Here is a 23,222-nt window from a genome sequence, read left to right on the forward strand (position 1 = left end):
GGGTAGAAACTGTCGAACTAAGGAGGGCCCGGATCAAATGATCCGGGCCCTCCTTAGTTGTGCGCGAGGGGGGATTTGAACCCCCACACCCTTTCGGATACTGGCACCTGAAGCCAGCGCGTCTGCCGTTCCGCCACTCGCGCAAAGTGCTAATCCCAGAAAAATTCAGCGTTTTAGCCGAACCACACCGGAATCACAGCGAAAATTAAGCATAGCGGATACCAGACGAATATGCCTAAACGGGTACGGTAAATCAAGGCGAATCTGCACTCCGCAGGCCGTGAGTCAGAGCCTTAATCGAACTTTCCGGCACGTCCAACCGTTGTGCTTTAAGGCCTTTGACAGGCTCACCAAGTAGTATCGAGGCCAGAAGGAAGGAGTGGCAGCTACAGCGTGCCGCTCATCGAACGTTGCCCCTCGGGGCTTCTGGGACAGAATGTGAGGAGGTGTCCGTGGGACTACTTGACAATGTTGAGCGTGGATTGGAAAAAGCAGTTCGGGGCGCTTTCGCCCGCGGAACCAAGTCGCAAGTGCAGCCCGTAGAGATCGCCAGCAGACTGCGCCGCGAGATGGACGACAAAGCGATGACTATGGCGGCTGGCCGCACGCTTGCCCCCAATATTTACGACGTCAGACTCAGTGAAAAAGACTTCGAGCGGGCTAGGAGCTGGGGAACAGCCTTAGCCGAAGAACTCTGCGATGTAGCCATTCGGCATGCTCGTTCGCAGGGCTACACCTTGCAAGGCCCAGTCAGAGTTTCGTTTACCGAATTCGTGGATTTCAAAGCCGGCGAATTTAACATCGCCGCCAGCACTGAACGCGCCGGCGGCCAAGCGCAACATGCGCAGCCGGCCTATCCCTCAGCACAACCACCTCGGATGCCGCAGGCAGCACCGCCAAGCTCTCCGCCAGCTCCAGCACAGGCAACCACTATTGCGCCACAGATAAGACAAGCCGTGCCTGCCCAGCCGGTATTAGATATCGATGGCCAACGCTATTCACTCAACGCATCTGTGATCGTCCTTGGCCGCTCCTCCGAGGCAGACGTCTTGGTAGATGACACTGGTGTTTCTCGACGGCATCTTGAGATTCGCCTCGACCAGGGCAACGGCACCGCGGTAGATCTCGGTTCGACCAATGGCAGTTTTCTCAACGGTTCCCGAATCAACGGCAGCTCCCGGTTATCAGACGGCGATGTCCTAACCATCGGCCGAACCAAAATGACCTTCCGGCAGCTCCCCGGTCGGCGCAATCCGGCAGCAGGATCGGAGCGTGGCTGAGTGAATCTCAATGAATTGACCTTGACCGTGCTTCGGTTTGGGTTCTTGTTGCTGCTTTGGGTACTAATTTTCAGCATTGTGACCGCGATGCGCCGCGACCTAGTCATTGGCCGCAAGATCCGCACTGGCACGCCAACTGCCCGGCAAGCACGTAAACATCCAGAGCTGACTCAAGAGCCGCCAGCGCGCCAACAAGCTCATCAGCTTGTTGTTATTGAGGGTCCATTAAATGGCCAAGTAATTGAGCTTGGCTCACAACCGATTCTTTTGGGCAGAGCCCAGGAGTCCACCCTGGTTCTTGAAGATGACTATGCCTCTGGCCGCCATGCCAGGTTGTTTCCGCAAGGAAGTCGATGGTTCATCGAAGATTTGGGTTCCACAAACGGCACCTACTTAGCCGATCAACAACTCACTAGGGCACTGCCAGTTGAGCTAGGCGTTCCCGTAAGGATCGGTAAGACGGTCATCGAGCTGAGGCCGTAACGGTGACGCCCAGTTCACTAGTATTGCGATACGCAGCCCGCTCCGATGTGGGTAAGGTTCGCGCCAAAAACGACGACTCCGCCTATGCGGGGCGGTTCTTGGCTGTTGTCGCGGATGGCATGGGCGGGCATGCTGGTGGCGACGTGGCTAGTGCCTCCACGGTTCTAGACTTGATCCACCTAGATCGAGATGGCTACCGGGGCGACGCCGGAACGCAGCTTGCCGATGAGATTCAAACCGCCAATTCGCTGCTTTCCGAAATGGTGCACGTTAACCCGAAGCTCACCGGGATGGGCACTACGGTAACCGCGCTACTGCTTTCAGATGACAAGCTAGCTTTTGCGCATATTGGCGATTCGCGGGCTTACCGGCTGAAATCTGGCGTTTTCGAACAAATGAGCATCGACCACACCTTTGTGCAGCGCCTCATCGATGAAGGCCGACTCACGCCGCAAGAAGCAGAAACTCACCCGCATAAAAATGTGCTGATGAGGGTGCTGGGCGACGTTGATGCCTCGCCTGAGCTGGATTTGACGAGTTTCGACGCAACAGCCGGTGAACGCTGGCTCTTGTGCTCGGATGGTTTGAACTTCGTAGATTTGGAAACAGTAGAGCAAGTGGTGCGGGAGACCCCATCATTAGCCGAAACGGCCGACCGGCTGATTGAACTGACTCTCGAAGCCGGTTCTCCGGACAATGTAACGGTGGTGTTAGTCGAAGTCGGCGAGCCACGGGCGGAAGACGTCCATACCGACCAGATAAGCCTTGTTGATCCGGCAAGCGGGAGCTCAGCACACGAGACCTTAAAACTTCCGATTGATCGCGAACTTCAAGCAGAAGATCTTGAAGACCAAGACCCCGACGATGTTGAGCCCGAAGATAACGCCGATGAGACCAACGATGACGAAGACTCACCAGCGCAACGCCACGATCGGCTGGGCATCCACATAACAGCCGAAGCAATTCGGGAAGATCTAGCTTCGCGCCCACATGAACTCGTTGGCGCGGCAGTCACCGCTGCCAAAGACGGCAGAATCCCTGCCATTGCGGGGCGTTCGGATAGCAAACGAGCCTCTTCAGTACTTACGCACAAACCCGAAACAGCCGAAGACGAAGAAGTCATTCTGGTCTCGGAACCGCCAAAGCGGCCACGCTGGTTCAGCATCGCTGCTGGAATCCTGATTGTAGCTATGCTCGGCGCAGGTGCCTGGTTGGGTTATTCCTGGACCCAGACTCGTTATTATGTCGGTGAGTCCAACGGTAAAGTCGCCATCTACACGGGAATCTCGCAATCGCTAGGGCCAATTGCGTTGTCTCATGTCTACACTGTGACTCCAGTTACCGTCGATTCACTTCCGCAGTTCTCCCGACAGCGGCTTCAGCAAACTGTGCCAGCAGCCTCGCTCACGGACGCAAATCAAATCGTGACGGACCTAAGACTCGGTGTTGTCGGGCCAGGACCCAGTCCCTCTGGCACTCCTAGCTCCACACCCTCCGGTTCGCCGTCGTCGCCGAATGCAAGCCCCTCAGCAAGCTGCACACCCTCCACTCCGCCGCCCGGCGCACCCGCTGCTAGCCCCTGTGAAGGAGGGACGCCATGAGCCAAGTCCTGACCGTGCCTAAACCCCGGCGGAACACTGAGTTGATTTTGCTGATATTCGCTTTGATCATCGCGATCGGCGCATACGCCTTAGTCGACATAAATCTTGAACGACCGCTCGACGCTGATTTCTATTTCCAGGCTTCAGTTTTGACAGTGCTGGCGCTGGCAGTGCACGTTACCCTGCGCCTTCGCGCAAAATATGCCGATCCGGTAATACTTCCAATTGTGATCGCCCTCAATGGCATCGGGCTAGCGATGATCCACCGGATCGATATTGCAACCGACGACGACGCCGGCCAACGGCAATGGATGTGGACTACCGTGGCGGTTGTCGCGGCGATAGCAGTGATCTGGTTCCTCCGTGACCATCGGATTCTTCGCCGTTTCACCTACATATCGCTTGCAGCCAGCGTGATCTTGTTGATTTTGCCATTGGTTCCAGGCGTCTCTGGCGGCGATATTAACGGCGCTAGCGTCTGGATCAAGATCGGCAGCGCATCCTTCCAACCGGGTGAAATCGCTAAAATCACGCTCGCAATCTTTTTCGCTGGGTACCTCTCGTCAAATCGTGACTTGATTCTGCTCGCCGGTAAAAAAATTGGGCCACTGCAGCTTCCGCGAGCCCGAGATCTAGGCCCCATGATCGTGGCCTGGCTGGCTAGTGTTGGCGTGCTGGTTTTTCAGCGCGATATAGGGTCTTCGATTCTGTTCTTCGGCCTGTTTATGACGATGATTTACGTTGCGACCAGCCGCGTCTCCTGGGTAATTATCGGCGTAGTGCTCATTGCTGTTGGCGGATTCGCGGCGTCGAAGATTTTCAGTCACGTTGGTTTACGTATCGATTCGTGGGTCAACGCCTTCAGCCCTGAGGTTTACAATCGGCAGCCTGGCGGCAGCGGTCAAATTGTTCAAGGCCTCTTTGGCATGGCCAATGGCGGAATTATCGGCACTGGACTAGGCCAAGGTGAGCCGTCCAGAGTGCCATTCGCGAACTCGGACATGATCGTGGCGTCCCTAGGCGAAGAGCTCGGCATGATTGGCCTTTTCGCGGTCATCATGCTCTACCTACTCCTGATCACCCGTGGATTCCGTGCCGCGCTAGGCACCCGAGACGCCTTTGGCAAGCTTCTTGCTTGTGGCTTGTCCTTCGCCATCGCATTGCAGTGCTTTATCGTCATTGGCGGCGTGACTCGTTTGATCCCACTCACCGGCCTAACTACGCCATTCCTCGCGGCTGGCGGCTCCTCGCTTTTGGCCAACTGGATTATCGCGGCGCTGCTTTTGATGATCTCAGATTCAGCCCGCAGACCGATATCGACCACACCCTTGCCAGCCGACGGCGTACCCTTGGGCAACTCAATCAGTGCAAGTGCGGATGCTCGCCAGCAACAAGAGGCCGAACCTGCCCACAGACCTGACAATCAAACTGAGGTGGTGAGCCCCCTATGAACCAAGCAATTCGATCTTCTTGGGTGGTCGCAATCGCGCTTTTTACCCTCATCCTGGGCTCCGCGAGCTACGTTCAGCTTTTCGCTGCGGATAGTTTGAATAATAATGCCTGGAACTCACGTGGGCTGTTGCAGACTTACTGTAATGAACGCGGACCAATCTTGGTGGGCGGGCAAGCAATCGCTCAATCAGTGCCTTCTGGCGATTCATGCAAATTTGTCCGAAAGTACACGGATTCGCCAATCTATGCGGGTTTGACCGGATTTTACTCGCTCACCAACGGCGGAACCGCCCTCGAAGACTCAATGAATTCGGTACTTACCGGGCAATCGCCAGATTTGCTTTACGACCGAATTGCACAGATCCTTTCCGGTGCACAGCCTAAAGGTTCGTCAGTTGAGTTGACCTTGGATCCGGCTATTCAAAAGATGGCCTACGACATGATTCCGGACGGCGTGCAGGGGTCCATCGTGGTGATGAACCCGAAGACCGGTGCGATCATTGCAATGGTTTCCAAGCCGAGTTATGACGCCAATCTGCTCTCCAGCCACGATTCGAAACTGAATCAACAAAACTATGACCAATTGGTCAAGGTACCGGGCATCAACATGTACGGCTCTAAAGGCTATAACGACACGTACTACCCGGGATCAGTTTTCAAAATCGTCGACACCGCAGCTGCTTTGGCGTCCGGTAAATACAATAAAGATTCGGTGCTGCCTAACCCGGCCGTGCTGAACTTCCCCGGCACCACAGTGGGCCTACCGAACTATGTTTCTGGCGGCTGTTCTGCGCGAACTCAGGCAGATTTCGCTTTTGCCTTGGCTCAATCCTGCAATACGCCGTTCGCAAGTATTGCTGCAGACCTTGGTCAGCAAGCAATCACAGATCAAGCTACTAAATTCGGTTTCAACGAAAGCGGTTTGAAGATCCCAATGCAGGTTGCGAAAAGCATCTTCCCGAACAAAGACAACAGTCTGCTTGACCCCGCATCTCTTGCTCGTAGCTCAATCGGTCAGCAAGACGTTCGAGCGTCCCCGCTCGAAGTGGCCATGATGACGGCGGCGATCGCAAACGGTGGCACGCAGATGAAGCCAAATCTGATTCAAGCCGTACGAACCCCTGACCTCAAGCCGGTGCCCAACTTCGACTTCAAACCTGAAGTGCTTCGCCAATCGACCACCCCCGAGATCGCAAAGCAGATCACCCAATGGATGCAAGGTGTGGTCGACAACGGCATTGGCAAGGGAGCGTCAGTGCCAGGGATTCCGGTGGCAGGTAAGACTGGCACCGCTGAGTCTGACCCCTCGATTCCGGATTCCATCAAGAACTCGTGGTTTACCGGATTCGCGCCAGCCAATGACCCACAAGTGGTGGTTTCGATCGTGGTTCAAGGATCGAACATCATCGATAGCAACAAATTGACCAGTCCTAATGCAAGTAAACTCTTTGAGGCGGTGTTGAAAAAGTGAGACCGACGTCGGGAATCACCTTAGGCGGCAGATTCCAGCTCACATCCCGAATCGCCATTGGCGGAATGGGCGAGGTATGGCGGGCTCAGGACCAGTTACTGGGCCGCACCGTCGCGATCAAAATCCTGAAGGAAGAATATACCGGCGATCCAGGCTTCCTGGAGAGATTCCGAGCAGAAGCACGTCACACCGCGCTCTTAAACCACGTAGGAATCGCCAACGTTTTTGACTACGGCGAAGAAGCTGGCTCAGCCTATCTAGTCATGGAACTGGTGCCGGGAGAGCCGCTTTCGACCATCATCGAACGCGAACATGTACTTTCACCGGACCGCACGCTAAGCATCATTTTTCAAACCGGATGTGCTCTCTCAGCCGCGCACGCACAGGGGCTAGTGCACCGCGACGTGAAGCCAGGCAACTTGCTGATCACGCCAGATAATCGCGTCAAAATCACGGACTTTGGCATCGCCAGACTTGCTGATCAAGTCCCGTTGACTCAGACCGGTCAGGTTATGGGCACTGCTCAGTACCTGGCCCCTGAGCAGGCCACCGGACAGCTAGCTACCGGTGCCAGCGATATCTATGCGTTAGGCATCATCGGCTACGAATGCCTCACCGGGCACCGTCCATTCTCTGGTGAGTCGCAGATTGCCATAGCGTTGGCGCAAGTCAACGATGCACCGCCACCGCTGCCAGAGACCCTGCCAAAGCCGGTGCGCGCACTTTTGATGTCTATGCTCTCCAAAGATCCAGCGAACCGCCCGGCTAGCGCCGACCGGCTTGCCGATGCAGCGGACGCTATTCGCAACGGCAATATTGAGGCTGCGCATACTGCTGTTCCCGGCATGCTGCTTTTCGAATCCGCTACTGGGCCGATCACTGCACCGGTAGATTTGGGCGGCACTGCACCAACGTCAGTTGTTGGCTCAGCACTGCCAATAACAAGTTCCGCGCCAGCAACCTCTGCACTGCCAATGCTTCCCGAAGACCAGCCGTTAGCTGCAGAGCGCAGCTGGGATCCGCAAGATCTTGACGATTCTGCACCCGAACCCGCGAAGCGAGGCCGAAGCCCATGGACCTGGCCGCTGGTTGGGTTGATAGTCCTAGTGCTCTTTGTCTTAGGGGTAATCATCCTGCAATCGATGGGCTTCTTTAGCCCCAAGCCGTCAAATAGCTCGCCGGTACAGAGTAGCTCACAATCCTCGACAAGCCCGACGTCAAGCAGCAGTAGCCCGACCACGACGTCGCACGCTCCTACGACGCCGCCGCCCACTACGCCTCCAGCAGACGACACGGTCACCATCAATCCGGCTGCCTTCCTTGGCAAGGATTTTGCTACCGTTCAAAGTCAGCTGATCGCCATGAAGATGGGCGTCAATGGCGTGGAAGTCTTCGACGATACAAAGCCCGCGGGTACGGTGCTGAAAATCAGTCCCACCGGTGTGCAAAAGACCGGTACGGAAATCACCGTAACCTATTCAAAAGGCCCTGAAACTGTTTCAGTTCCTGGCTTTGTCACCGGAGAAACCGTGCAGAGCTACTCTAATAAAGTGGCGGCGGTTGGGCTGACCCCAGTGGGAAATGGTCAACCAGATGACATCGTGAAATCGGTCACGCCAGGCATTGGAACCAATGTCAAAAAGGGCTCCCAGGTAACAATTACCTCAACACCAGCCACGCCGCCTAAAACCCCATGAGGCTAAAACTGTCGCGATCCAGCAAAACCAAAGCAACTGCCAATCAGAAAGGAGCTACCCGATGAGTGAGTCACGCATCCTCAACGGTCGCTACGAACTGGGTAGGCTGCTGGGTCGCGGCGGCATGGCTGATGTTTATCTAGGTAAAGATATCCGACTGGGACGAACCGTTGCGGTTAAGGTCCTCCGTTACGATTTGGCTCGGGATCCACAGTTTCAGGCCCGTTTTCGCCGCGAGGCGCAAGCTGTGGCCGGGCTAAACCATCCTTCGATTGTGGCCGTCTATGACACCGGCGACACCTTGCCTGACATTGATTCCCAAGAGACAACTCGACTGCCGTACATCGTGATGGAGTACGTCGAAGGCGAGACTTTGCGGGTCCTGGTAAAACAGGGCGATCTGAGTATCGACCACGCAATTGACTACTCCTTGGGAGTGCTCTCAGCACTGGAATACAGTCACCGTGCGGGCATTGTGCATCGTGATATCAAACCGGCAAACGTGATGGTGACCAAAGACGGCAACGCCGTCAAAGTAATGGACTTCGGCATTGCACGCGCCATTGCGGACTCGTCGGCAACAATGACGCAGACGCAAGCGGTCATCGGCACAGCCCAATATTTGTCTCCAGAACAAGCTCGCGGTGAAACAGTTGATGCGCGCAGCGATCTGTACTCGGCAGCATGTTTGCTCTATGAAATGCTGACTGGCCGACCACCTTTTGTTGGTGATAGCCCCGTTTCAGTGGCCTACCAGCACGTACGTGAGACTGCCGAAGCGCCTAGCCACTTCAACACGCAAGTGACGCCAGCAATCGATAGCGTGCTGGCAAAGGCGCTTCAAAAGGATCGACAGGACCGCTTCCAAGATGCCGCCGCCTTCCGACGCGCCCTTCGAGCGGCCAAGGCCGGCGTCGAACTTAGCCCGAACAAAACCCCCGACACGGCAACAGACCAATTAGTCTCTGAAATTCCTACCCGACTTGCCGCAGCAACACCGTTGCCGGGCGCCGTCGCTCCTCCGGTTGACCCGGAAGAGGTAGAAAGCGGTCCTTCGACCAGGGCAATGGCAAAAGTACTCAGCGGCGGGCCGCTAACAAGTGGTGACGTTCAAGAAGACGCGCCAGAACAGGTGCCCATGGGGTTCCTCCAAGATCAGGAAATCAGCAAAGCAGCCAAACGAAAACGAGGAGCTTGGATCATCACGCTCTTCGTCTTACTGGCATTGGTACTTGGCGGCGGTGGCTTCTTTCTTTACAACCAACTCAATGCCAAGCCTCCGGCACCACAAACCACTCAGGTGCCCAGTATTGCTGGGAAAAGTGAAACAGATGCGTTTCTAGCTATCTCTAGCGCGCAACTCAAACCCACTACTGTCAAAGTGAACTCGGATACGGTCAAGACTGGACTCGCAGTTGAAACCGACCCGAAAGAGGGCAGCACCGTTAACTTGAATACTCAAGTGACGCTGTACGTTTCAAAAGGGCCTTCCAGCATCACCATTCCAGACTCATTACTGAAGATGACTGAGGCTGGCGCTCGTGACTCGCTCCGTCAGCTTGGTCTGCAACCCGGCACCACAACACAGATTGATGATCCAACCATCCCACAGGGTCAAGTGATTTCCACTTCGCCTACGATCGGCCAGAAAGTCGGCTCCGGAACCACGGTTGATATCAACATCTCCACGGGCAAGGTGAAACTTCCACCACTCTACGGCAAAACCAAGGACGAGGCCACTCAAGCACTTAAAGACGCTTCTCCGACCCTTATTGCGGTATTCAAGGACGAAGAAAATGCTGTTGTTGAGGCTGGCAAAATAACTGCCCAAAGCCCCACCGACGGGACGGAAGTCAGTCAGGGCTCCACGGTAACTATTACCGTGGCAATAGCCCCAAAGACACCACCGTCTAGCTCCACGCCGTCGCCGAGCTGCACGCCGTCGTCAGGTCCAGGATCTGCGGTAACCTGCCCGCCTTCGAGCGGAAAGCCCTAAGTTCTCAGCGGTGGATGAGTGGGCTGAGTTCTGAGGAAGCTTCAGCCACTCCCACCATGCCCAAGGACTCCAGCCAGTTGCCCAACATCCGGTAACCACCTTCGGTGAGGACCGATTCAGGATGGAACTGAACGCCCACCAGTGGGGCGGTCCGATGGGCTAGGCCCATCACGACGCCGCTTGCCGTCTGCGCAGTAATCTCAAGCTCGTCCGGGATTGTCTCGCGAACCGCCGCCAAGGAGTGGTATCGAGTCGCGGTGAACGGAGACGGCACGCCGTCAAACATCGCAGCCCCATTGTGCTCCACGGGTGAAGTCTTGCCGTGCATTAGTTCAGGCGCGTGCGCAACAACGCCCCCGAATGCTTCAGCTAATGCCTGATGCCCAAGGCAAACACCGAACATTGGCTTGCTATTCTGCGCGCACCAACGAATTAGCTCGATACAGACGCCCGCCTCCGCTGGATTCCCCGGGCCGGGCGAAAGCAAAACCCCATCCCGGACTTCCGCGAGTGCCACAGCTTCATCAAGGGTGACGTCATCATTTCGGATAACAGTGGTCTCGGCCCCTAGCTGCTGCAGGTAGCCCACCAAGGTGTAGACGAAAGAGTCGTAGTTATCAATAACTAAAATGCGAGTACTCATGACAGAAACAACAAACCAATCGTGGAGTCGGTGAAAGGATTGAACTGGGAAAGCCAAGGGAAAACCCAAATGACCAACATGGCAAGAACCGCTACCAGCAAGATGAGGGCGAAAACGATCCGCAACCATAAAGGTCCCGGCAAAGTTCGGAAGATCCAACCGTACATAGTCCCTATCCCTGTCCTGCTGCGGCTTGAACTTGCTGCGCGATCTCTGCTGGCGGTCCTGCGCTAGCTGGTTGCCAAGATTCCAGCACGGCGTATGCGATGAAACGCTCAGCGACGCCAAACCGCGGATTGCAGCTGGTCAACGTCAAATAACGGTCAGTTGGTTGAGCAGAGCTCTGGGTGGGCACCGGAGCCAGAACGCTGGTTTGCGTCGGCAGCACAATCTCGCTGTTCCGGAAGACGTATGTGTAGTAGCCGTCTTGGGTCTGAACATAGATCTTGTCCCCCGGGACCAAAGCGTGAATGGCATCGAGCACCGCACCGTGCGTTTGCCGGTGACCAGCAACGGCGAAATTGCCCACTGCTCCCGGCATCGCCGTAGAGGTGTAGTGGTGACCTAGTCCTAGGGTGTCCAGCTCGCGCTGCGCGGTACCTTGCACCAAGGGCCGCGGTTTGTAATCGGCACCAAATCGAGGGATGTATGCCAAGCCGAAAGTTTCACCGGCCGCATCGGGCGCCTTGGTTACCACCGGGTCGCCATAGTTGGTTGGCGCGGAAGCCTGCGGCGTAAGCGGGCCTTTGAAGTTCTGCGCAAACTGCTGAACAGCCTGTTGCTGAGTTTGGTCGGACTGAATGTTGGTCCACCACAATTCCCAGCCGACGAAGAGCATTAAGATCACACCGAGCGTAATAAGTAACTCACCAAAGACTTGCACGATGGTGCGAAAAACACCCTTTCGCGGCCTGGATCGCCTAGGCCGTCCGCGATCAGACCGGTCCCGTTTCAGGGCACCGGAAACCAATTCATCCACGCCAATATTGGCTTCCTGGCTGCCTCTGGAAGTGCCCAATTCCACTCCTGAAATTCGCGCTGCCGCCTCGACTAAGGCCGAATGCAGGTTTTGCCGCTAGAATTGCTGCGAGAAACCGTGTGGACCGGCAGTTGTTGTCCTTTAGCAGGATACCAAGTGTCGGCGAACGTCACATTCCGGTGCGATGGTCTAAGCCATTCACCTGTCAAGGAGAACCTGTGCCCGAGTCGAAGTCACGCCGTCGTCCCGCCCGCTCACAACAGGCAGAGGGCGCTAGCAAAGCGGTCAAGCCGAATCCGATCTGGTTCAAACCAGTCATGTTTGGGCTAATGGTTATTGGTTTGTTGTGGATCATTGTTTTCTACATCACCTCTAACACCGGATTGGTCTTGCCCATTCCCAGTGTCGGAGCCTGGAACATCGCAATCGGTTTTGGCATTGCGATTGTTGGCTTCTTGATGACCACTCGCTGGCGTAGCTAAGCCCACGATTTTAGGTCCACGAGGACCTAATCCACGCTATTTTGCGGCATTGACCCGGTGTACTCACCAATCGGGCGCAATCGCAAGGGTGCTTGCCGGTACTCGTCCATAATGTGGGCGAGCCAGCCAGCGCTTCGGGCGACGGCAAAGATCGTCTGACCGCCGTCAGCTGGCATTTCAGCGCCAATGATTAATACCGCGAGCGCGAAGTCAATGTTGACCGGGCTCTCGGTTCGGGCGCGCACGACGGCGATGATCGCGGCTGCGGCATTGAGGGCCTCACGATACGGTGGCAGTTCCCGCAAGGCCGCAAGGAGGGTCGCTGCTCTGGGGCCACGGCGCTGATAGATCCGGTGCCCAAAGCCTGGAATACCGTAACCATTATTTAGTTTGGCCGAGATTGCTCGTTCCGGCGATTGCCCGGCCATGACCGCGACGATGAGTTCTCTTGCCGCAACGCTTACTGAGCCGCGCAAAGAGGAGTCCAGGGTAGACAATGCGCTGATCAGAGCCGCGTAGGGATGTGCTCGAGCGCTGGCTGCAACTCGGCCCGCAAAGGTGGATTCGGCTAGATCGTGATCAAGCAAAAGTACCAAGACCATATTCAGCAGTGCCGCCTCATTGGCCTGAGCTAAGCGGCCCGTCAACTTGAACCACAGCACTTCGGAAACGCTCGCAGTGGAACCTATTGGCGCCAAATTGGCGAATTTACTAGGCAACGCCTCGATCATGTAAGCAATTGCATGCATCCCCAATTTCGCGACCGATTGTGGGCTCAAGTCACGTTTGAATGGATCGTGGCTGGACGCAATGAGCAGTGCCTGCAGCATGAAATCGGTGCCACGAGCATCCGAACCCAGGGCAGATGGAGCTGCCGCCTTCTGCTCGTCGAATTCTGGCCGCGAAAACTTGATTGGTTGCTCGGTCAAGCTTGCTGAGTCGGCCGACCACAACCCACTAGCGACTTGTTCAAAGCTATGGCGCAGCGCAAGCTCACTCGCCAATCTCCCTCGGTAGTACAAATCCGCCTCGGTCAGTAAGGCAAACGGCGAGTCGAGTACCATCAACGGCGCACCGGTGAGTGCTGCGGGCGCCGATGCGGTGCGACGTTTTCGGGCCAAGACTTCGACCTCCAACGGATCGAAGCTGGAACCGCCGCTTTCATGATCCCGCTCGCTTGAGATCAACCCTCGAGATACATGGCATAGAGCGTAGCTGCCTTAATATTCAAGCGTTCAGCGGCCTGCGCGGTGCTCAATCGTTTCGATTCCGACCCGGACATAGCAGCACCCCTACTTGATTGAATCAATATTGATTATCTTGCAATCAATATTGATGATGCCATAAAGCATGCAAACAGTTTCCAGACTCGACAACACCTTGATTTACGTGCCGCGTGGCTTAACTAATGTGGTTGTCACCGAAACTCAACTCAGCGACGTACGCGGTCGTGAAGGCTTTTATCACTACCGCCAATATTCGGCGATTGAACTGGCCAAACATTGATCAATTGAAGAAGCTGGGTACTTGCTGATGTTCGGTGCGCTGCCCGAAACGACGCAGCTAACCGAGTTCCAGCAGCAAATCGCAGCGAATAGCGCACTGTCACAAGAACTTCTCTCCGCGCTCCCCGCGATAGCAGCCAGCCCCGATCTGCTCGCCGGGCTGCGCGCAGCGTTAGCATTCGAGGGCGCCACCGGCTTCAAAACTGCCGCTAATCGGTCTGTTGGTTAGCGTGGCTATCGTCCGCTCTATGACCTGAGTCGCGAAGAGCGAGTGCGGGATCTCATCGCGCTAGCCGCCAAAGTGCCGGCGATAATTGCGGCTTTACACCGGCTGCGGAAAGGGTTGAGCCCTGTCGCTAGCCGGCCAGAGCTAGGTTACGTAGCTAACTACCTATCGATGATCAGCGGTGAAATACCAGCCCCACAACAGAGCGCAGCTTTGAGCGCTTATTTAGTGGCCGCCGTCGACCATGGCTTTAACGCTTCCACCTTTACCGCACGTGTGATTGCCTCAACGGGTTCAGACGCAGCTTCTTGTCTTATCGGCGGCCTCGGTTCACTCGCGGGCCCATTACACGGAGGCGCACCAAGCCGGGCGTTAGATACTTTGGATGCCATTGGCGCAGTGGAGAACATCGATCCTTGGATAACTGAGCAGGTTCTGGCCGGTGAGCGCATTATGGGCTTTGGCCACCCGGTTTACCGCACCGAAGATCCACGCTCGGCATTACTTAAAGAAGTTGCCCGGGGCTTTGGCGGCGAGCGCGTCGAGTTTGCGGTTGCGGTGGAAGAGCGAATTCCGGTCTTGTTGGAACAGCTCAAACCGGGCCGAGCGCTGCATACGAACCTTGAGTTCTACGCCGCAATTGTGATGGAACTTTGCGGCTTGGAACGAGCACTTTTAACGCCAACATTTGCGGTCGCCCGAGTATTGGGTTGGTGCGCCAACATTTTGGAACAGTGTGATGATCCGAAAATCATCCGGCCATCGGCACGGTACGTAGGGCCAGCAGCCCCGCAACCTCTGCCATAAGTCGGCTCTCAATATGCCACGCCCAATATGCCAGTGCACCCCTGAGCGTTCGACTCTAGGGGTGCACCTGCGGCTTCGAGCTAGTGAAATCAGCCTGCGTAGCCCGCAAACCGGTAGCGGAACCCATCACCGGTGTTCGCGGTCACGACGACGTCGTAATAGCCACCGACTAGCGTCCAATCGACGGTCTTGTTGGAGTTACCGCCCACTGAGACGTCTTCCTTACAGGTGCTAAAGTCATTGCTCGCCAAGGTATAGCGAACAATCGGCGAGCCAGTATTGCTCAACGTCAGCCGTAATCCGCCGCCGGGAAGCACCGCTGCGGTAACTGCCGGGACGGGCACGTCAGTATGAGTTCCAGAGATCACCGTGCCAGCAAAACGCCGGAGGAAGCGGTCCGGGCCGTAGACGCTGAAGTCATATTTGCCATCAGAGCTGGCTGACTGACTGAATCGCCCCGGTGTGTCCGGAGACTTTCTTGTTTGAGAGGATCAGGACATGGCAGGGAAGACTACGACACGGTATCCGCAGGAGTTGAAGGATCATACGGTGCGCATGGTGGCGGAGATGGAGGGTGCGTCTTCGGAGTGGGCGGCGATGCAAAAAGTTGCCCAGCTTTTGGGTGTGGGTGTGCCGGAAACGGTGCGTAAATGGGTCCGGCAAGCCGAGATCGATGTTGGTACTAGAACTGGAACAACGAGCACGGAATCGGCCGAGCTGAAACGGTTACGGCGTGAGAACGCTGAGCTGAAACGGGCGAACGCGATCCTTCGGAGTGCTTCAGCTTTTTTCGCGGTCGAACTCGACCGCCACAACACTGATCGTGAAATACATCAAGGACCATGCCGGTCACCGCGAGAATAATGGATTGCGGTGGGGTGTCGAGTCGATCTGCCAGGTGCTTACTGGGACGGGGTGAAGACCACCCCGTCCACGTACTACGAATGGGTGGATAAAACACGATCTCACCGAGAACAACGTGATGAGGTGCTCAAGCCCGTGATCCAGAAGGTGTATGCCGCTAATTACGGGGTGCACGGCACCAGGAAAGTCTGGTTGGCGATGAACCGTGAAGGTGTGCCGGTGGCCAGGTGCACGGTAGAACGGCTCATGGGGTTACTTGGCATACAGGGTGCGGTCCGTGGCAAGGTCAAACGCACCACGATCAAAGACTCGAAGGCGGCCCGAGCGAAGGACTTGGTCCGCCGTGATTTCACACCAACGGCACCGGATCGGCTATGGGTAGATGATTTCACCTATGTTTCGACCTGGTCCGGGTGGGTCTATGTTGCCTTCGTGATCGATGCCTACTCTCGGAGGATCCTGGGCTGGTCAGCGAGTGCTTCTATGAACACCGTGCTAGTGCTCAACGCAGTTAATCAGGCAATCTGGAGTCGTGAACGGGCCGGGGCTGAGATTTCCGGGGTGATTCATCATCACGATGCCGGGGCTCAATACGCCTCCTTGGCCTTCACCGAACGCCTGGCCCAGGCCGGTATCCGCCCCTCGATCGGTTCTGTGGGTGATAGTTACGACAACGTCTTGGCGGAAACCATCAACGGGCTTTATAAGACCGAGCTGATCAAACCCGGCAAGCCCTGGCGGACTCTAGAAGAAGTCGAAATCGGCACCGCTGAATGGGCCGATTGGTACAACCACCGAAGGCTCTACCAGTACTGCGGAGACATCCCACCAGTAGAGCTAGAAAACCACTACTACAATCACTACCAGAGCACGGCAGCCGCCGACAGGCTCATCGTCTGAGAAACCCTCCGGACACACCGGAGCGATTCAGATCAGGGGCCCTTTTCGCTCCTCCTGCTGGACTTGAACCAGCAACCCTTCGATTAACAGTCGAATGCTCTGCCAATTGAGCTAAGGAGGAATGAAGCGATTACTACTCTAACAAAGGATTTCGGCTCTGTGAAATCGAGAACCGGAAGCACGGAATCTACTCTTCGCGAAGCACTCTGCGTTGCACTTCGAGCTGCATCAATTCACGTTGCAATTGCTGATATCCGGCCGGATCCAACGCCGGATCCATCCGCTGCAAAGCCCCAAGTTTTTCCGCTTTGGCCCGCGTCAACTGCATCTCGAGCAGACTGCGTAACATGGAGCGGCAATAGTTGAGTAAGCCTTCGTCGTTCGACGCGGGTAACGGAGTCATCGAGAGTTCAGAAACCAAAGGACGTAGAGGCTCTGGCGCTTCCTCAGTTATTTTTTGCAGCCAGGCGCCAGTATCCGTGGACGGACGCCCTGCCGCGTGCAGGGCCTCATGGACTGCCCGATACGCCGGTACCACAAACTGAATCTCGTTGAAGTTTAGCCAATCAGCTTCACTGAGTAGCGCTGGCTGCTGCAAGACAACTTCCAGTCCTTGCCGCTCCATCCTCGCCGCTGGATCACGTGGATCGGTCCGGTTGAAGGCCAGTGGCTGGGCCGGGTTAGGCGCTGCGGTTGACTCAGTTTGACCTGGCTGCGCTTGTAACGCCTTTTGCTGCGACCGGGTGTGGTTCTTGGCCGCCGTCGTTACCGCTCTGAGCACTTCATTCGGATCCGCTATGCCTAGCCAGCCTGCGAGCTCCTGGCTGTACCCCACTCGAGTAGAACCATCTCGGATCTCCGCCACCACCGGAGCCGCTGCACGAAGCCCTTGCACTCGACCCTCAACGGCGCTCAGGTCAAAATGTGACAGCGCCGAGCGAATGGCGAATTCGAAGAGCGGCCGTCGTGAGGCGATGAGCGCCTGAACGGCTTCCGAGCCACCGGACTGACGAAGATCACAAGGATCCTGACCGCTCGGTTCGACGGCGACGTACGTCTGGGCAACAAATCTCTGATCCAGACTGAACGCCTTGAGCGCAGCATTTTGGCCTGCCGCGTCACCATCAAAAGTGAAGATTACTTCGCCACCGGTACCGTCGTCAGAAAGCAATCTGCGCGCAACTTTGATGTGGTCCTCACCGAACGCCGTACCGCAAGTAGCTACCGCGGTACCAACGCCAGATAAATGACAGGCCATGACATCCGTGTAGCCCTCAACCACTACCAATTGGCGGCCTTTGGAGATAGCTTTCTTTGCTAAGTCAATGCCGTACAGCACATGCGATTTCTTATACAGGATTGTTTCTGGCGTATTGAGATACTTTGGGCCTTGGTCTTCTTCGAACAACTTGCGAGCGCCAAACCCAATCGTCTCGCCCGCGATATCTCGAATTGGCCAGATTAATCGACCGCGGAACCGATCAAAAAGCCGGTCGCCGGAGCTGCCGGTGGAGAACATGCCGGTAAGTCGGAGTTCCTCGTCTGAATAGCCTTGGCCGCGCAAATGCTTGAGCAATCCGTCCCAACCTTGCGGCGCAAAGCCAACGCCAAACTGCTCTGCAGCTGCCCGGTCGAAGCCTCGACCAGAAAGGAATTGCCGGCCAGCCGCGGCTCCTGGCGTGAGTAGCTGATCCCGGAAGAATTCAGCGGCAACTTTATGCGCATCGAGCAGGCGTTGCCTGCGACCAGTTTCTTCGCGACGCGGTCCAGAACCGCCGTCTTCGTAATGCAACTCGAAACCGATCCGAGCCGCCAGCTTCTCTACCGTCTCGCTGAAGGAGAGGTGATCGACTTTTTGCACGAAAGAAATGACATCGCCGCCCTCACCACAACCAAAGCAGTGATAACGACCAACTTGCGGGCGGACGTTGAAGGAAGGGCTGCGTTCATCATGGAAAGGGCATAAACCCTTCCAGGAGCCCACGCCAGCGCTTTTGAGGGTCACATAGCCCTCAACGACCTCTTTGATATCGGTGCGGGCGCGGAGTTCCTCAATATCCTCTTGTTTGATCAGTCCGGCCACAGAATGAGTTTATGCCAAGGCTAGGACAAGCTGCGCCGCTAGCGTCAGGTCAACCGCTTATGCCAGGCCAAGGCCGACACATCGGTCAGCGAGGCTACCTGATCGATCACCGCGCGCAGCCGGCCAGCGTCGTCGGCTGCTTGACGCCAATCTGCCGCGAACATCGTCTCTAGATGCGCCTCGCCACCGGCTGCGAGCGCGCCAACCAGCTCGTGCAGCACCTCTTGTTGCCGCTGGTATATCGGGACTCGATTTTCGCTCGTCATGACAAAGGTCGTGGCTAGGCCCTTCATGGCCGCGATCTCGTGGATCGTTTCTTCTGGCACAACGACGTCGGCAGCAAATCTGGTCAGCGGCTGCGGCCCGTAAATGGCCCGGGTGGTGTCCAAAGCGCTCTGGCAGAACCGGCCAATCAACTGGCTAGTCATATTCTTCAACGCGGCCATTGAGGCACGAGTACCGTCCGCATGACGCACCCAAACTTCAGTTGCTTCCAGCCGAGCTAAAGCCGCATCAATCTTAGCTTCCTCGGCATGCGGTAAGTACCACTGCCGGGTATAGACAATTACTCTGGCCCTGGTATCTGAGTCGTCAAGATAGGACAGCTGAAAGTGACCCGCAACAATCGCATCTTCAACATCGTGCACGGAGTAGGAGATGTCATCAGCTAGATCCATCACCTGCGCCTCGATGCAGCTGTGGCCAGCTGGCGCGCCTTCTCGTAGCCAGGCGAAAATTGGTTCGTCGTCGGTGTAGACGCCAAATTTGCTACTGCGCTGGCCGTGAATCACTGGCGCATCAGCAGCTAGCCACGGGTACTTGCAGGCGGCATCTAGGCTAGCCTTGGTCAAGTTCAGCCCGGCCGAGAACCCGTCAGCGGTGAGCACTTTAGGTTCCAGCCGAGTCAATAACCGCAGGGTCTGCGCATTACCTTCAAAACCGCCGATGGCGTGCGCCAAGTCATTCAACGCAGATTCACCATTGTGGCCGAAGGGCGGATGGCCTAGGTCGTGTGCCAAACAAGCGGTATCGACGACGTCGGGGTCGCAGCCAAGAACTCGGCCCAATTCACGGCCCACTTGAGCTACTTCAAGCGAGTGCGTCAACCTCGTTCGGACAAAGTCGTCGGTGTCCGGGGCAACGACTTGGGTCTTGGCACCAAGACGGCGCAGCGCGGAGGAATGCAACACTCTAGCCCGGTCTCGCTCGAAAGGACTGCGGTAGCTTTTCTTGGCCTGCTCTTGAACAAATCGTGCCGCATCGTCAGCGGAGTAGCCGACGGTTTGCGTAGTTTCTGCCACGGATTCAGCCACCGGATACGTCCAATTCTGCCGCTGCGATATTGGCTTGTTGTTCTTCATTGAGGTCGCGCTCCGCCAACCAGTTATTTGGCAACGCGGTGCGCTTTGGCGTGCCAGCCCTGCCCCGTGGGCCTTCCGCGTCAACGCCAGGGTAGGGCGAGTCGGTATCCATTTGGTCTAATAATTCGCGCAGTGCCTCGAGTGTGCTCACCATCGCTAATTTGGTCCGCAGCTCGCTGCCAACAACGTAACCCTTGAAATACCAGGCCATATGTTTGCGAATGTCGCGCAACGCCTTACCTTCTTCGCCGAAAGTTTCGATGAGAAGTTGCGCGTGCCGGTAAACCGTGTCCGCTACTTGCTTGAGTCCAGGGCGGAACCGGCGGGAGTCGCCGTCGAACGCGGCCATCAAATCGCCAAAAAGCCAAGGCCGGCCTTGGCAACCGCGGCCAATGACCACACCGTCGATGCCGGTCTCGCGAACCATCCGGATAGCATCTTCGGCGCTCCAGATGTCGCCATTGCCGAGCACTGGAATATCGGTAACGGCCTCACGCAGTCTGGCAATTGCGGACCAATCAGCGGTGCCGGAATAGAACTGCGAGGCTGTCCGCCCGTGCAGAGCTACCGCGGCGACACCAGAATCCCGGGCAATTTTGCCGGCTTCCAGATACGTCAGGTGGTCATCGTCGATGCCTTTGCGCATCTTGATAGTCAGCGGAATATCGCCCTTCGATGCTTCGCGAACCGCGGTGCGCACGATCGAGGCGAAAAGTTCAGTCTTCCAGGGAAGCGCCGCCCCGCCGCCGCGACGAGTCACTTTCGCCACCGGGCAGCCGAAGTTCAGATCGATGTGGTCGGCGTGATCCTCCTCGACCAACATCCGCACCGCCTTGCCCACGGTAATCGGATCCACACCATACAGTTGCACGGAACGGACCTTCTCGTCTTCGTCATGCGAGATGATGCGCAAGCTTTCCGGCGTGCGCTCAACCAGGGCCCGCGAGGTGACCATTTCGGCCACGTACAAGCCGCCGCCGTACTCACGGCAGAGCCGTCGGAAAGCGGTGTTGGTAATTCCGGCCATGGGGGCCAAAACCACTGGGGTGTCCACAGTGATATTGCCTAGCCGGAGCGGCGGCAGTTCAAGCCGGTCAGTTGCTACTGGCACATCGATAACAGTCACGGTTCAATTCTCTCAAACCGGTCAAAATCGACCGCCATCTCCCGTTGAGGGGTCGTATTTTGACGCTAAAAGTGCTTTTTAGCGTCAAAATACGACCCCTCAACGGGAGGAATGCAGAGCTAACTACGACGGCGGACTACTGGGCGTCGTTGATCGTCCACATTTGATTCCGGTCGCCGCTGCGGCAACCTTCAGTGCGTAGCTGTTGTCCATGACCTTTATTGGTCAAGCACGAGCCATCCTGACCGCTCTGGATCTGAATTTGGCCCTGGCTACCGCCGGGCGCATCGGAAAAATTACATTGCTGGTTGGAGCCGCCGCCGTAGCCCCATTGTTGAATGTCGGTACCGGCGATGCTTTTGTCCAAGACCAAGGTGGAGCCGATGCTGCGGAAAATAAATCGGTTCTCGCTCCCCTGCCGGTACATCTGCCAGCGTTGGTTATTTCCCTTGGCGTAATCCCAAGAGTTCACTTTGGCGCCTTCTGGCTTAGTCGCGTTGGCATCAACGTCTACGGCCTGGCCATCAGCAACGCTTTTGAGCAAGACCGCGGGTGATTCCACATGCAAACTAGCCCACGGGTCACCGCCTAATCCGCCGCGTGTTGGTGGTTTGGACTTCACCGGATTCACGCCTCCAAGATCGGTGACTTTGACATAGTCAACCAACATTTGCGCTGGCATGCTGTTCAGATCTACCGAGCCGCCAAGAGTGCCGCAAATAGCGAGGTTAAGGATCAAGAAGAAAGGTTTATCGAAAACCCACTGCTTGCCACCTAGATCTTCTTTACCCACACTAAGGTACGGATTGTCATCCAGAAACCAAGTGATTCGATCCGGACCCCAGTCAACTCGGTAGGTGTGGAAAGAGTCGCTGAGTGGGCTCGACCTGGTAATTTCACCACCAATGCCATCACCGCCGCTGTAGCCGGGGCCATGCAGGGTGTCGAGCAATTGATGCGACCGATTGCCAACGTTTTCCATGATGTCGACTTAACCGGACTGCGGCCAGCCAGCGGAACCGATGTTCTCACCCAACATCCAAAATGCTGGCCAGGCACCCTTTTGGCCCGGAACTTTCACTCGAGCTTCAACTCGGCCATATTTGGCGGTAATTTTTCCTGCCGAATTCAATCGCGCCGAGGTTATTTCGCACGGCCAATAAAAACAATTCAATCCATTGGTATTATCTCGTCGGGCGGTAATAACCAGATTGCCATTGCCATCAAGCTTGGCGTTATCTGAGCTGTCCGTGTAATACTGCCGCTCGTTATTACCCCAGCCAGATCCGCCGGTCTCCATATTCCAGAATTGCGAGTTTGGCTTTGAGCCAGATCCGCCCTCAAAATTGTCGGTCCAGTTGGCCACCGCAGCTGCTGGCGCGGCATGAGGCGTCGCCACCGCTGATTGCGAGACTGCTACCGCCCCGGCAGCACCGAGCGAAATTGCGGCGGCAATCGAGGCCATTCGCACAATTGACTTTCTATCGATGAAATGACCCACAGCGAATCCTTCTGCTTGAGAAAATTATTCCAAAAGCAGGCTACCTCGATTATTAACACAAATTAGGAAAATTTGTTTAATTCATGAAATCAACAGAAAACTAAGTATTTACCATTAAGTAATTACTTAGTCTGCTAACTAGCCCAGCGAAAACGCTAGAGCAACCAACCGTTTTCCTCAGCCTGATGAGCTGCTTCTGCCCTAGTCCGTGCGCCGGTCTTACCCATTGCACTAGAAAAATAATTTCGCACGGTGCCCTCCGAAAGAAAGGTCGCTTTGGCAATATCCGCGACTGTTCCGCCCTGGGCAGCAGCGCGCAACACATCGGTTTCTCGTTCCGTCAGTGGGCTTTCCCGCTGGTAAGCGTTTCGGCAGCGAGCGTTGGATCCACCACTCGAAGCCCCGATTGAACCTTACGAACCGCCTCAGCAAGCTGCTTCGCGGGCGTATCTTTCACCACGAAACCGCTAGCACCAGCTTGCATTGCTCGCCGCAAATAACCCGGCCGGCCAAAGGTAGTCACCATCAAGACTCGGCATTCAGGCATTGAGCCGTGCAGCTGGGCGGCGGCGGCGATGCCATCTAGACCTGGCATTTCAACGTCGAGCAGCGCAACGTCAGCATGGTGAGCTAACGCGGCAGCCAACACCTCATCGCCACGGCCAACTTCGGCAACAACCTCAATATCGGCTTCTAAGTTCAACAGGGCGGCCAAGGCGCCCCGAACTAAAGCCTGATCGTCCGCAATCAGAAGTCGAATCATTT

17 protein-coding genes, 2 tRNA genes and 5 pseudogenes are annotated in these 23,222 nt (G+C 56.2%); 11 read left to right on the forward strand and 13 right to left on the reverse strand.

Annotation, left to right across the window (positions count from 1 at the left end):
• Positions 1-60: 60 nt before the first annotated feature.
• Positions 61-143: transfer RNA gene (locus RSAL33209_RS12705), tRNA-Leu, on the reverse strand.
• Positions 144-452: 309 nt separating this feature from the next.
• On the opposite strand from RSAL33209_RS12705, the gene RSAL33209_RS12710 reads away from it, so the two are divergent.
• From RSAL33209_RS12710 to pknB, 7 genes are all read left to right on the forward strand, one after another.
• Positions 453-1,280, forward strand: a complete 828-nt coding sequence (locus RSAL33209_RS12710) for an FHA domain-containing protein (protein ID WP_041684797.1) — start codon at positions 453-455, stop codon at positions 1,278-1,280.
• On the forward strand, positions 1,281-1,763 hold the full coding sequence (locus RSAL33209_RS12715) for an FHA domain-containing protein FhaB/FipA (protein WP_012246259.1): 483 nt from the start codon (positions 1,281-1,283) through the stop codon (positions 1,761-1,763).
• Between the two features lie 2 nt (positions 1,764-1,765).
• Positions 1,766-3,364, forward strand: a complete 1,599-nt coding sequence (locus tag RSAL33209_RS12720) for a PP2C family protein-serine/threonine phosphatase (RefSeq protein WP_012246260.1) — start codon at positions 1,766-1,768, stop codon at positions 3,362-3,364.
• On the forward strand, positions 3,361-4,815 hold the full coding sequence (locus RSAL33209_RS12725; RefSeq protein ID WP_012246261.1) for an FtsW/RodA/SpoVE family cell cycle protein: 1,455 nt from the start codon (positions 3,361-3,363) through the stop codon (positions 4,813-4,815). The genes RSAL33209_RS12720 and RSAL33209_RS12725 overlap by 4 nt, the downstream gene beginning before the upstream one ends.
• Positions 4,812-6,287, forward strand: coding sequence for a penicillin-binding transpeptidase domain-containing protein (locus tag RSAL33209_RS12730; RefSeq protein ID WP_012246262.1), 1,476 nt, complete (start codon positions 4,812-4,814; stop codon positions 6,285-6,287). Before RSAL33209_RS12725 ends, RSAL33209_RS12730 begins: the two co-directional genes overlap by 4 nt.
• Positions 6,284-7,984, forward strand: coding sequence for a protein kinase domain-containing protein (locus RSAL33209_RS12735; protein ID WP_012246263.1), 1,701 nt, complete (start codon positions 6,284-6,286; stop codon positions 7,982-7,984). The genes RSAL33209_RS12730 and RSAL33209_RS12735 overlap by 4 nt, the downstream gene beginning before the upstream one ends.
• Positions 7,985-8,045: 61 nt before the next feature.
• A complete protein-coding gene (gene pknB, locus RSAL33209_RS12740) occupies positions 8,046-9,980 on the forward strand; it encodes a Stk1 family PASTA domain-containing Ser/Thr kinase (RefSeq protein WP_012246264.1) in 1,935 nt (644 codons plus the stop codon).
• 4 nt (positions 9,981-9,984) lie between these two features.
• Here pknB and RSAL33209_RS12745 read toward each other — a convergent pair whose 3' ends face one another.
• Both RSAL33209_RS12745 and RSAL33209_RS12755 read right to left on the reverse strand, forming a co-directional pair.
• Positions 9,985-10,623 (reverse strand): aminodeoxychorismate/anthranilate synthase component II, encoded by a 639-nt coding sequence (locus tag RSAL33209_RS12745; RefSeq protein ID WP_012246265.1) that lies wholly within the window; start codon positions 10,621-10,623, stop codon positions 9,985-9,987.
• Between the two features lie 172 nt (positions 10,624-10,795).
• Entirely contained in the window at positions 10,796-11,578 is a 783-nt protein-coding gene (locus tag RSAL33209_RS12755) for a class E sortase (RefSeq protein WP_049759102.1), read from the reverse strand.
• Positions 11,579-11,820: 242 nt separating this feature from the next.
• Here RSAL33209_RS12755 and RSAL33209_RS12760 point away from each other — a divergent pair, with 242 nt between their 5' ends.
• Positions 11,821-12,084, forward strand: a complete 264-nt coding sequence (locus RSAL33209_RS12760) for a cell division protein CrgA (protein ID WP_041684798.1) — start codon at positions 11,821-11,823, stop codon at positions 12,082-12,084.
• 26 nt (positions 12,085-12,110) lie between these two features.
• Here RSAL33209_RS12760 and RSAL33209_RS12765 read toward each other — a convergent pair whose 3' ends face one another.
• Positions 12,111-13,205, reverse strand: coding sequence for a citrate synthase (locus RSAL33209_RS12765; RefSeq protein WP_145962167.1), 1,095 nt, complete (start codon positions 13,203-13,205; stop codon positions 12,111-12,113).
• Positions 13,206-13,434: 229 nt separating this feature from the next.
• On the opposite strand from RSAL33209_RS12765, the gene RSAL33209_RS19765 reads away from it, so the two are divergent.
• Both RSAL33209_RS19765 and RSAL33209_RS12770 read left to right on the forward strand, forming a co-directional pair.
• Positions 13,435-13,590, forward strand: coding sequence for a citrate synthase (locus RSAL33209_RS19765; RefSeq protein ID WP_012246270.1), 156 nt, complete (start codon positions 13,435-13,437; stop codon positions 13,588-13,590).
• Positions 13,591-13,593: 3 nt separating this feature from the next.
• A pseudogene (locus RSAL33209_RS12770) lies at positions 13,594-14,622 on the forward strand (citrate/2-methylcitrate synthase).
• A gap of 89 nt (positions 14,623-14,711) precedes the next feature.
• On the opposite strand, the gene RSAL33209_RS12775 reads toward RSAL33209_RS12770, so the two are convergent.
• Together RSAL33209_RS12775 and RSAL33209_RS20085 are read right to left on the reverse strand one after the other, a co-directional pair.
• Positions 14,712-14,990: a phospholipase domain-containing protein gene (locus RSAL33209_RS12775; RefSeq protein ID WP_012246273.1), complete on the reverse strand. Its 279-nt coding sequence runs from the start codon at positions 14,988-14,990 to the stop codon at positions 14,712-14,714.
• A 12-nt stretch (positions 14,991-15,002) separates the two neighbouring features.
• Positions 15,003-15,059: pseudogene (locus tag RSAL33209_RS20085) on the reverse strand (phospholipase domain-containing protein); the annotation flags it as partial.
• Between the two features lie 61 nt (positions 15,060-15,120).
• On the opposite strand from RSAL33209_RS20085, the pseudogene RSAL33209_RS17210 reads away from it, so the two are divergent.
• Positions 15,121-16,386 (forward strand): annotated as a pseudogene (locus RSAL33209_RS17210) (IS3 family transposase).
• A 48-nt stretch (positions 16,387-16,434) separates the two neighbouring features.
• Here the strand turns inward: RSAL33209_RS17210 and RSAL33209_RS12790 are convergent.
• The 7 genes and pseudogenes from RSAL33209_RS12790 to RSAL33209_RS12815 form a co-directional block, all read right to left on the reverse strand.
• Positions 16,435-16,507 (reverse strand) — tRNA-Asn (locus RSAL33209_RS12790).
• 66 nt (positions 16,508-16,573) lie between these two features.
• Complete coding sequence (gene dnaG / locus RSAL33209_RS12795; RefSeq protein WP_012246275.1) at positions 16,574-18,469, reverse strand: DNA primase; 1,896 nt, start codon at positions 18,467-18,469, stop codon at positions 16,574-16,576.
• Positions 18,470-18,513: 44 nt separating this feature from the next.
• Positions 18,514-19,782, reverse strand: a complete 1,269-nt coding sequence (locus RSAL33209_RS12800) for a deoxyguanosinetriphosphate triphosphohydrolase (RefSeq protein ID WP_041684800.1) — start codon at positions 19,780-19,782, stop codon at positions 18,514-18,516.
• The gene (gene dusB, locus RSAL33209_RS12805) at positions 19,775-20,956 is read right to left on the reverse strand and encodes a tRNA dihydrouridine synthase DusB (protein WP_012246277.1); all 1,182 of its coding nucleotides are present in this window, start codon (positions 20,954-20,956) and stop codon (positions 19,775-19,777) included. The genes RSAL33209_RS12800 and dusB overlap by 8 nt, the downstream gene beginning before the upstream one ends.
• 136 nt (positions 20,957-21,092) lie before the next feature.
• Positions 21,093-21,638, reverse strand: a complete 546-nt coding sequence (locus RSAL33209_RS18905; RefSeq protein ID WP_325050144.1) for an RICIN domain-containing protein — start codon at positions 21,636-21,638, stop codon at positions 21,093-21,095.
• Positions 21,624-22,421 (reverse strand): annotated as a pseudogene (locus tag RSAL33209_RS18910) (glycoside hydrolase family 16 protein); the annotation flags it as partial. The pseudogene RSAL33209_RS18910 and the gene RSAL33209_RS18905, both read right to left, overlap by 15 nt.
• A 191-nt stretch (positions 22,422-22,612) precedes the next feature.
• Positions 22,613-23,220 (reverse strand): annotated as a pseudogene (locus tag RSAL33209_RS12815) (response regulator).
• Positions 23,221-23,222: the final 2 nt, after the last annotated feature.

Origin of the sequence: Renibacterium salmoninarum ATCC 33209 (genome assembly GCF_000018885.1) — a bacterium.
Classification (GTDB): domain Bacteria; phylum Actinomycetota; class Actinomycetes; order Actinomycetales; family Micrococcaceae; genus Renibacterium; species Renibacterium salmoninarum.

What these genes read in the sequence shown, in the direction of transcription:
- RSAL33209_RS12725 (WP_012246261.1), top strand. Translation starts at nt 3,361, where the DNA reads ATGAGCCAAGTCCTGACCGTGCCTAAACCCCGGCGGAACACTGAGTTG.
- RSAL33209_RS12730 (WP_012246262.1), top strand. Translation starts at nt 4,812, where the DNA reads ATGAACCAAGCAATTCGATCTTCTTGGGTGGTCGCAATCGCGCTTTTT.
- pknB (WP_012246264.1), top strand. Translation starts at nt 8,046, where the DNA reads ATGAGTGAGTCACGCATCCTCAACGGTCGCTACGAACTGGGTAGGCTG.
- RSAL33209_RS12745 (WP_012246265.1), bottom strand. Translation starts at nt 10,623, where the DNA reads ATGAGTACTCGCATTTTAGTTATTGATAACTACGACTCTTTCGTCTAC.
- RSAL33209_RS19765 (WP_012246270.1), top strand. Translation starts at nt 13,435, where the DNA reads ATGCAAACAGTTTCCAGACTCGACAACACCTTGATTTACGTGCCGCGT.
- RSAL33209_RS18905 (WP_325050144.1), bottom strand. Translation starts at nt 21,638, where the DNA reads ATGCCAGCGCAAATGTTGGTTGACTATGTCAAAGTCACCGATCTTGGA.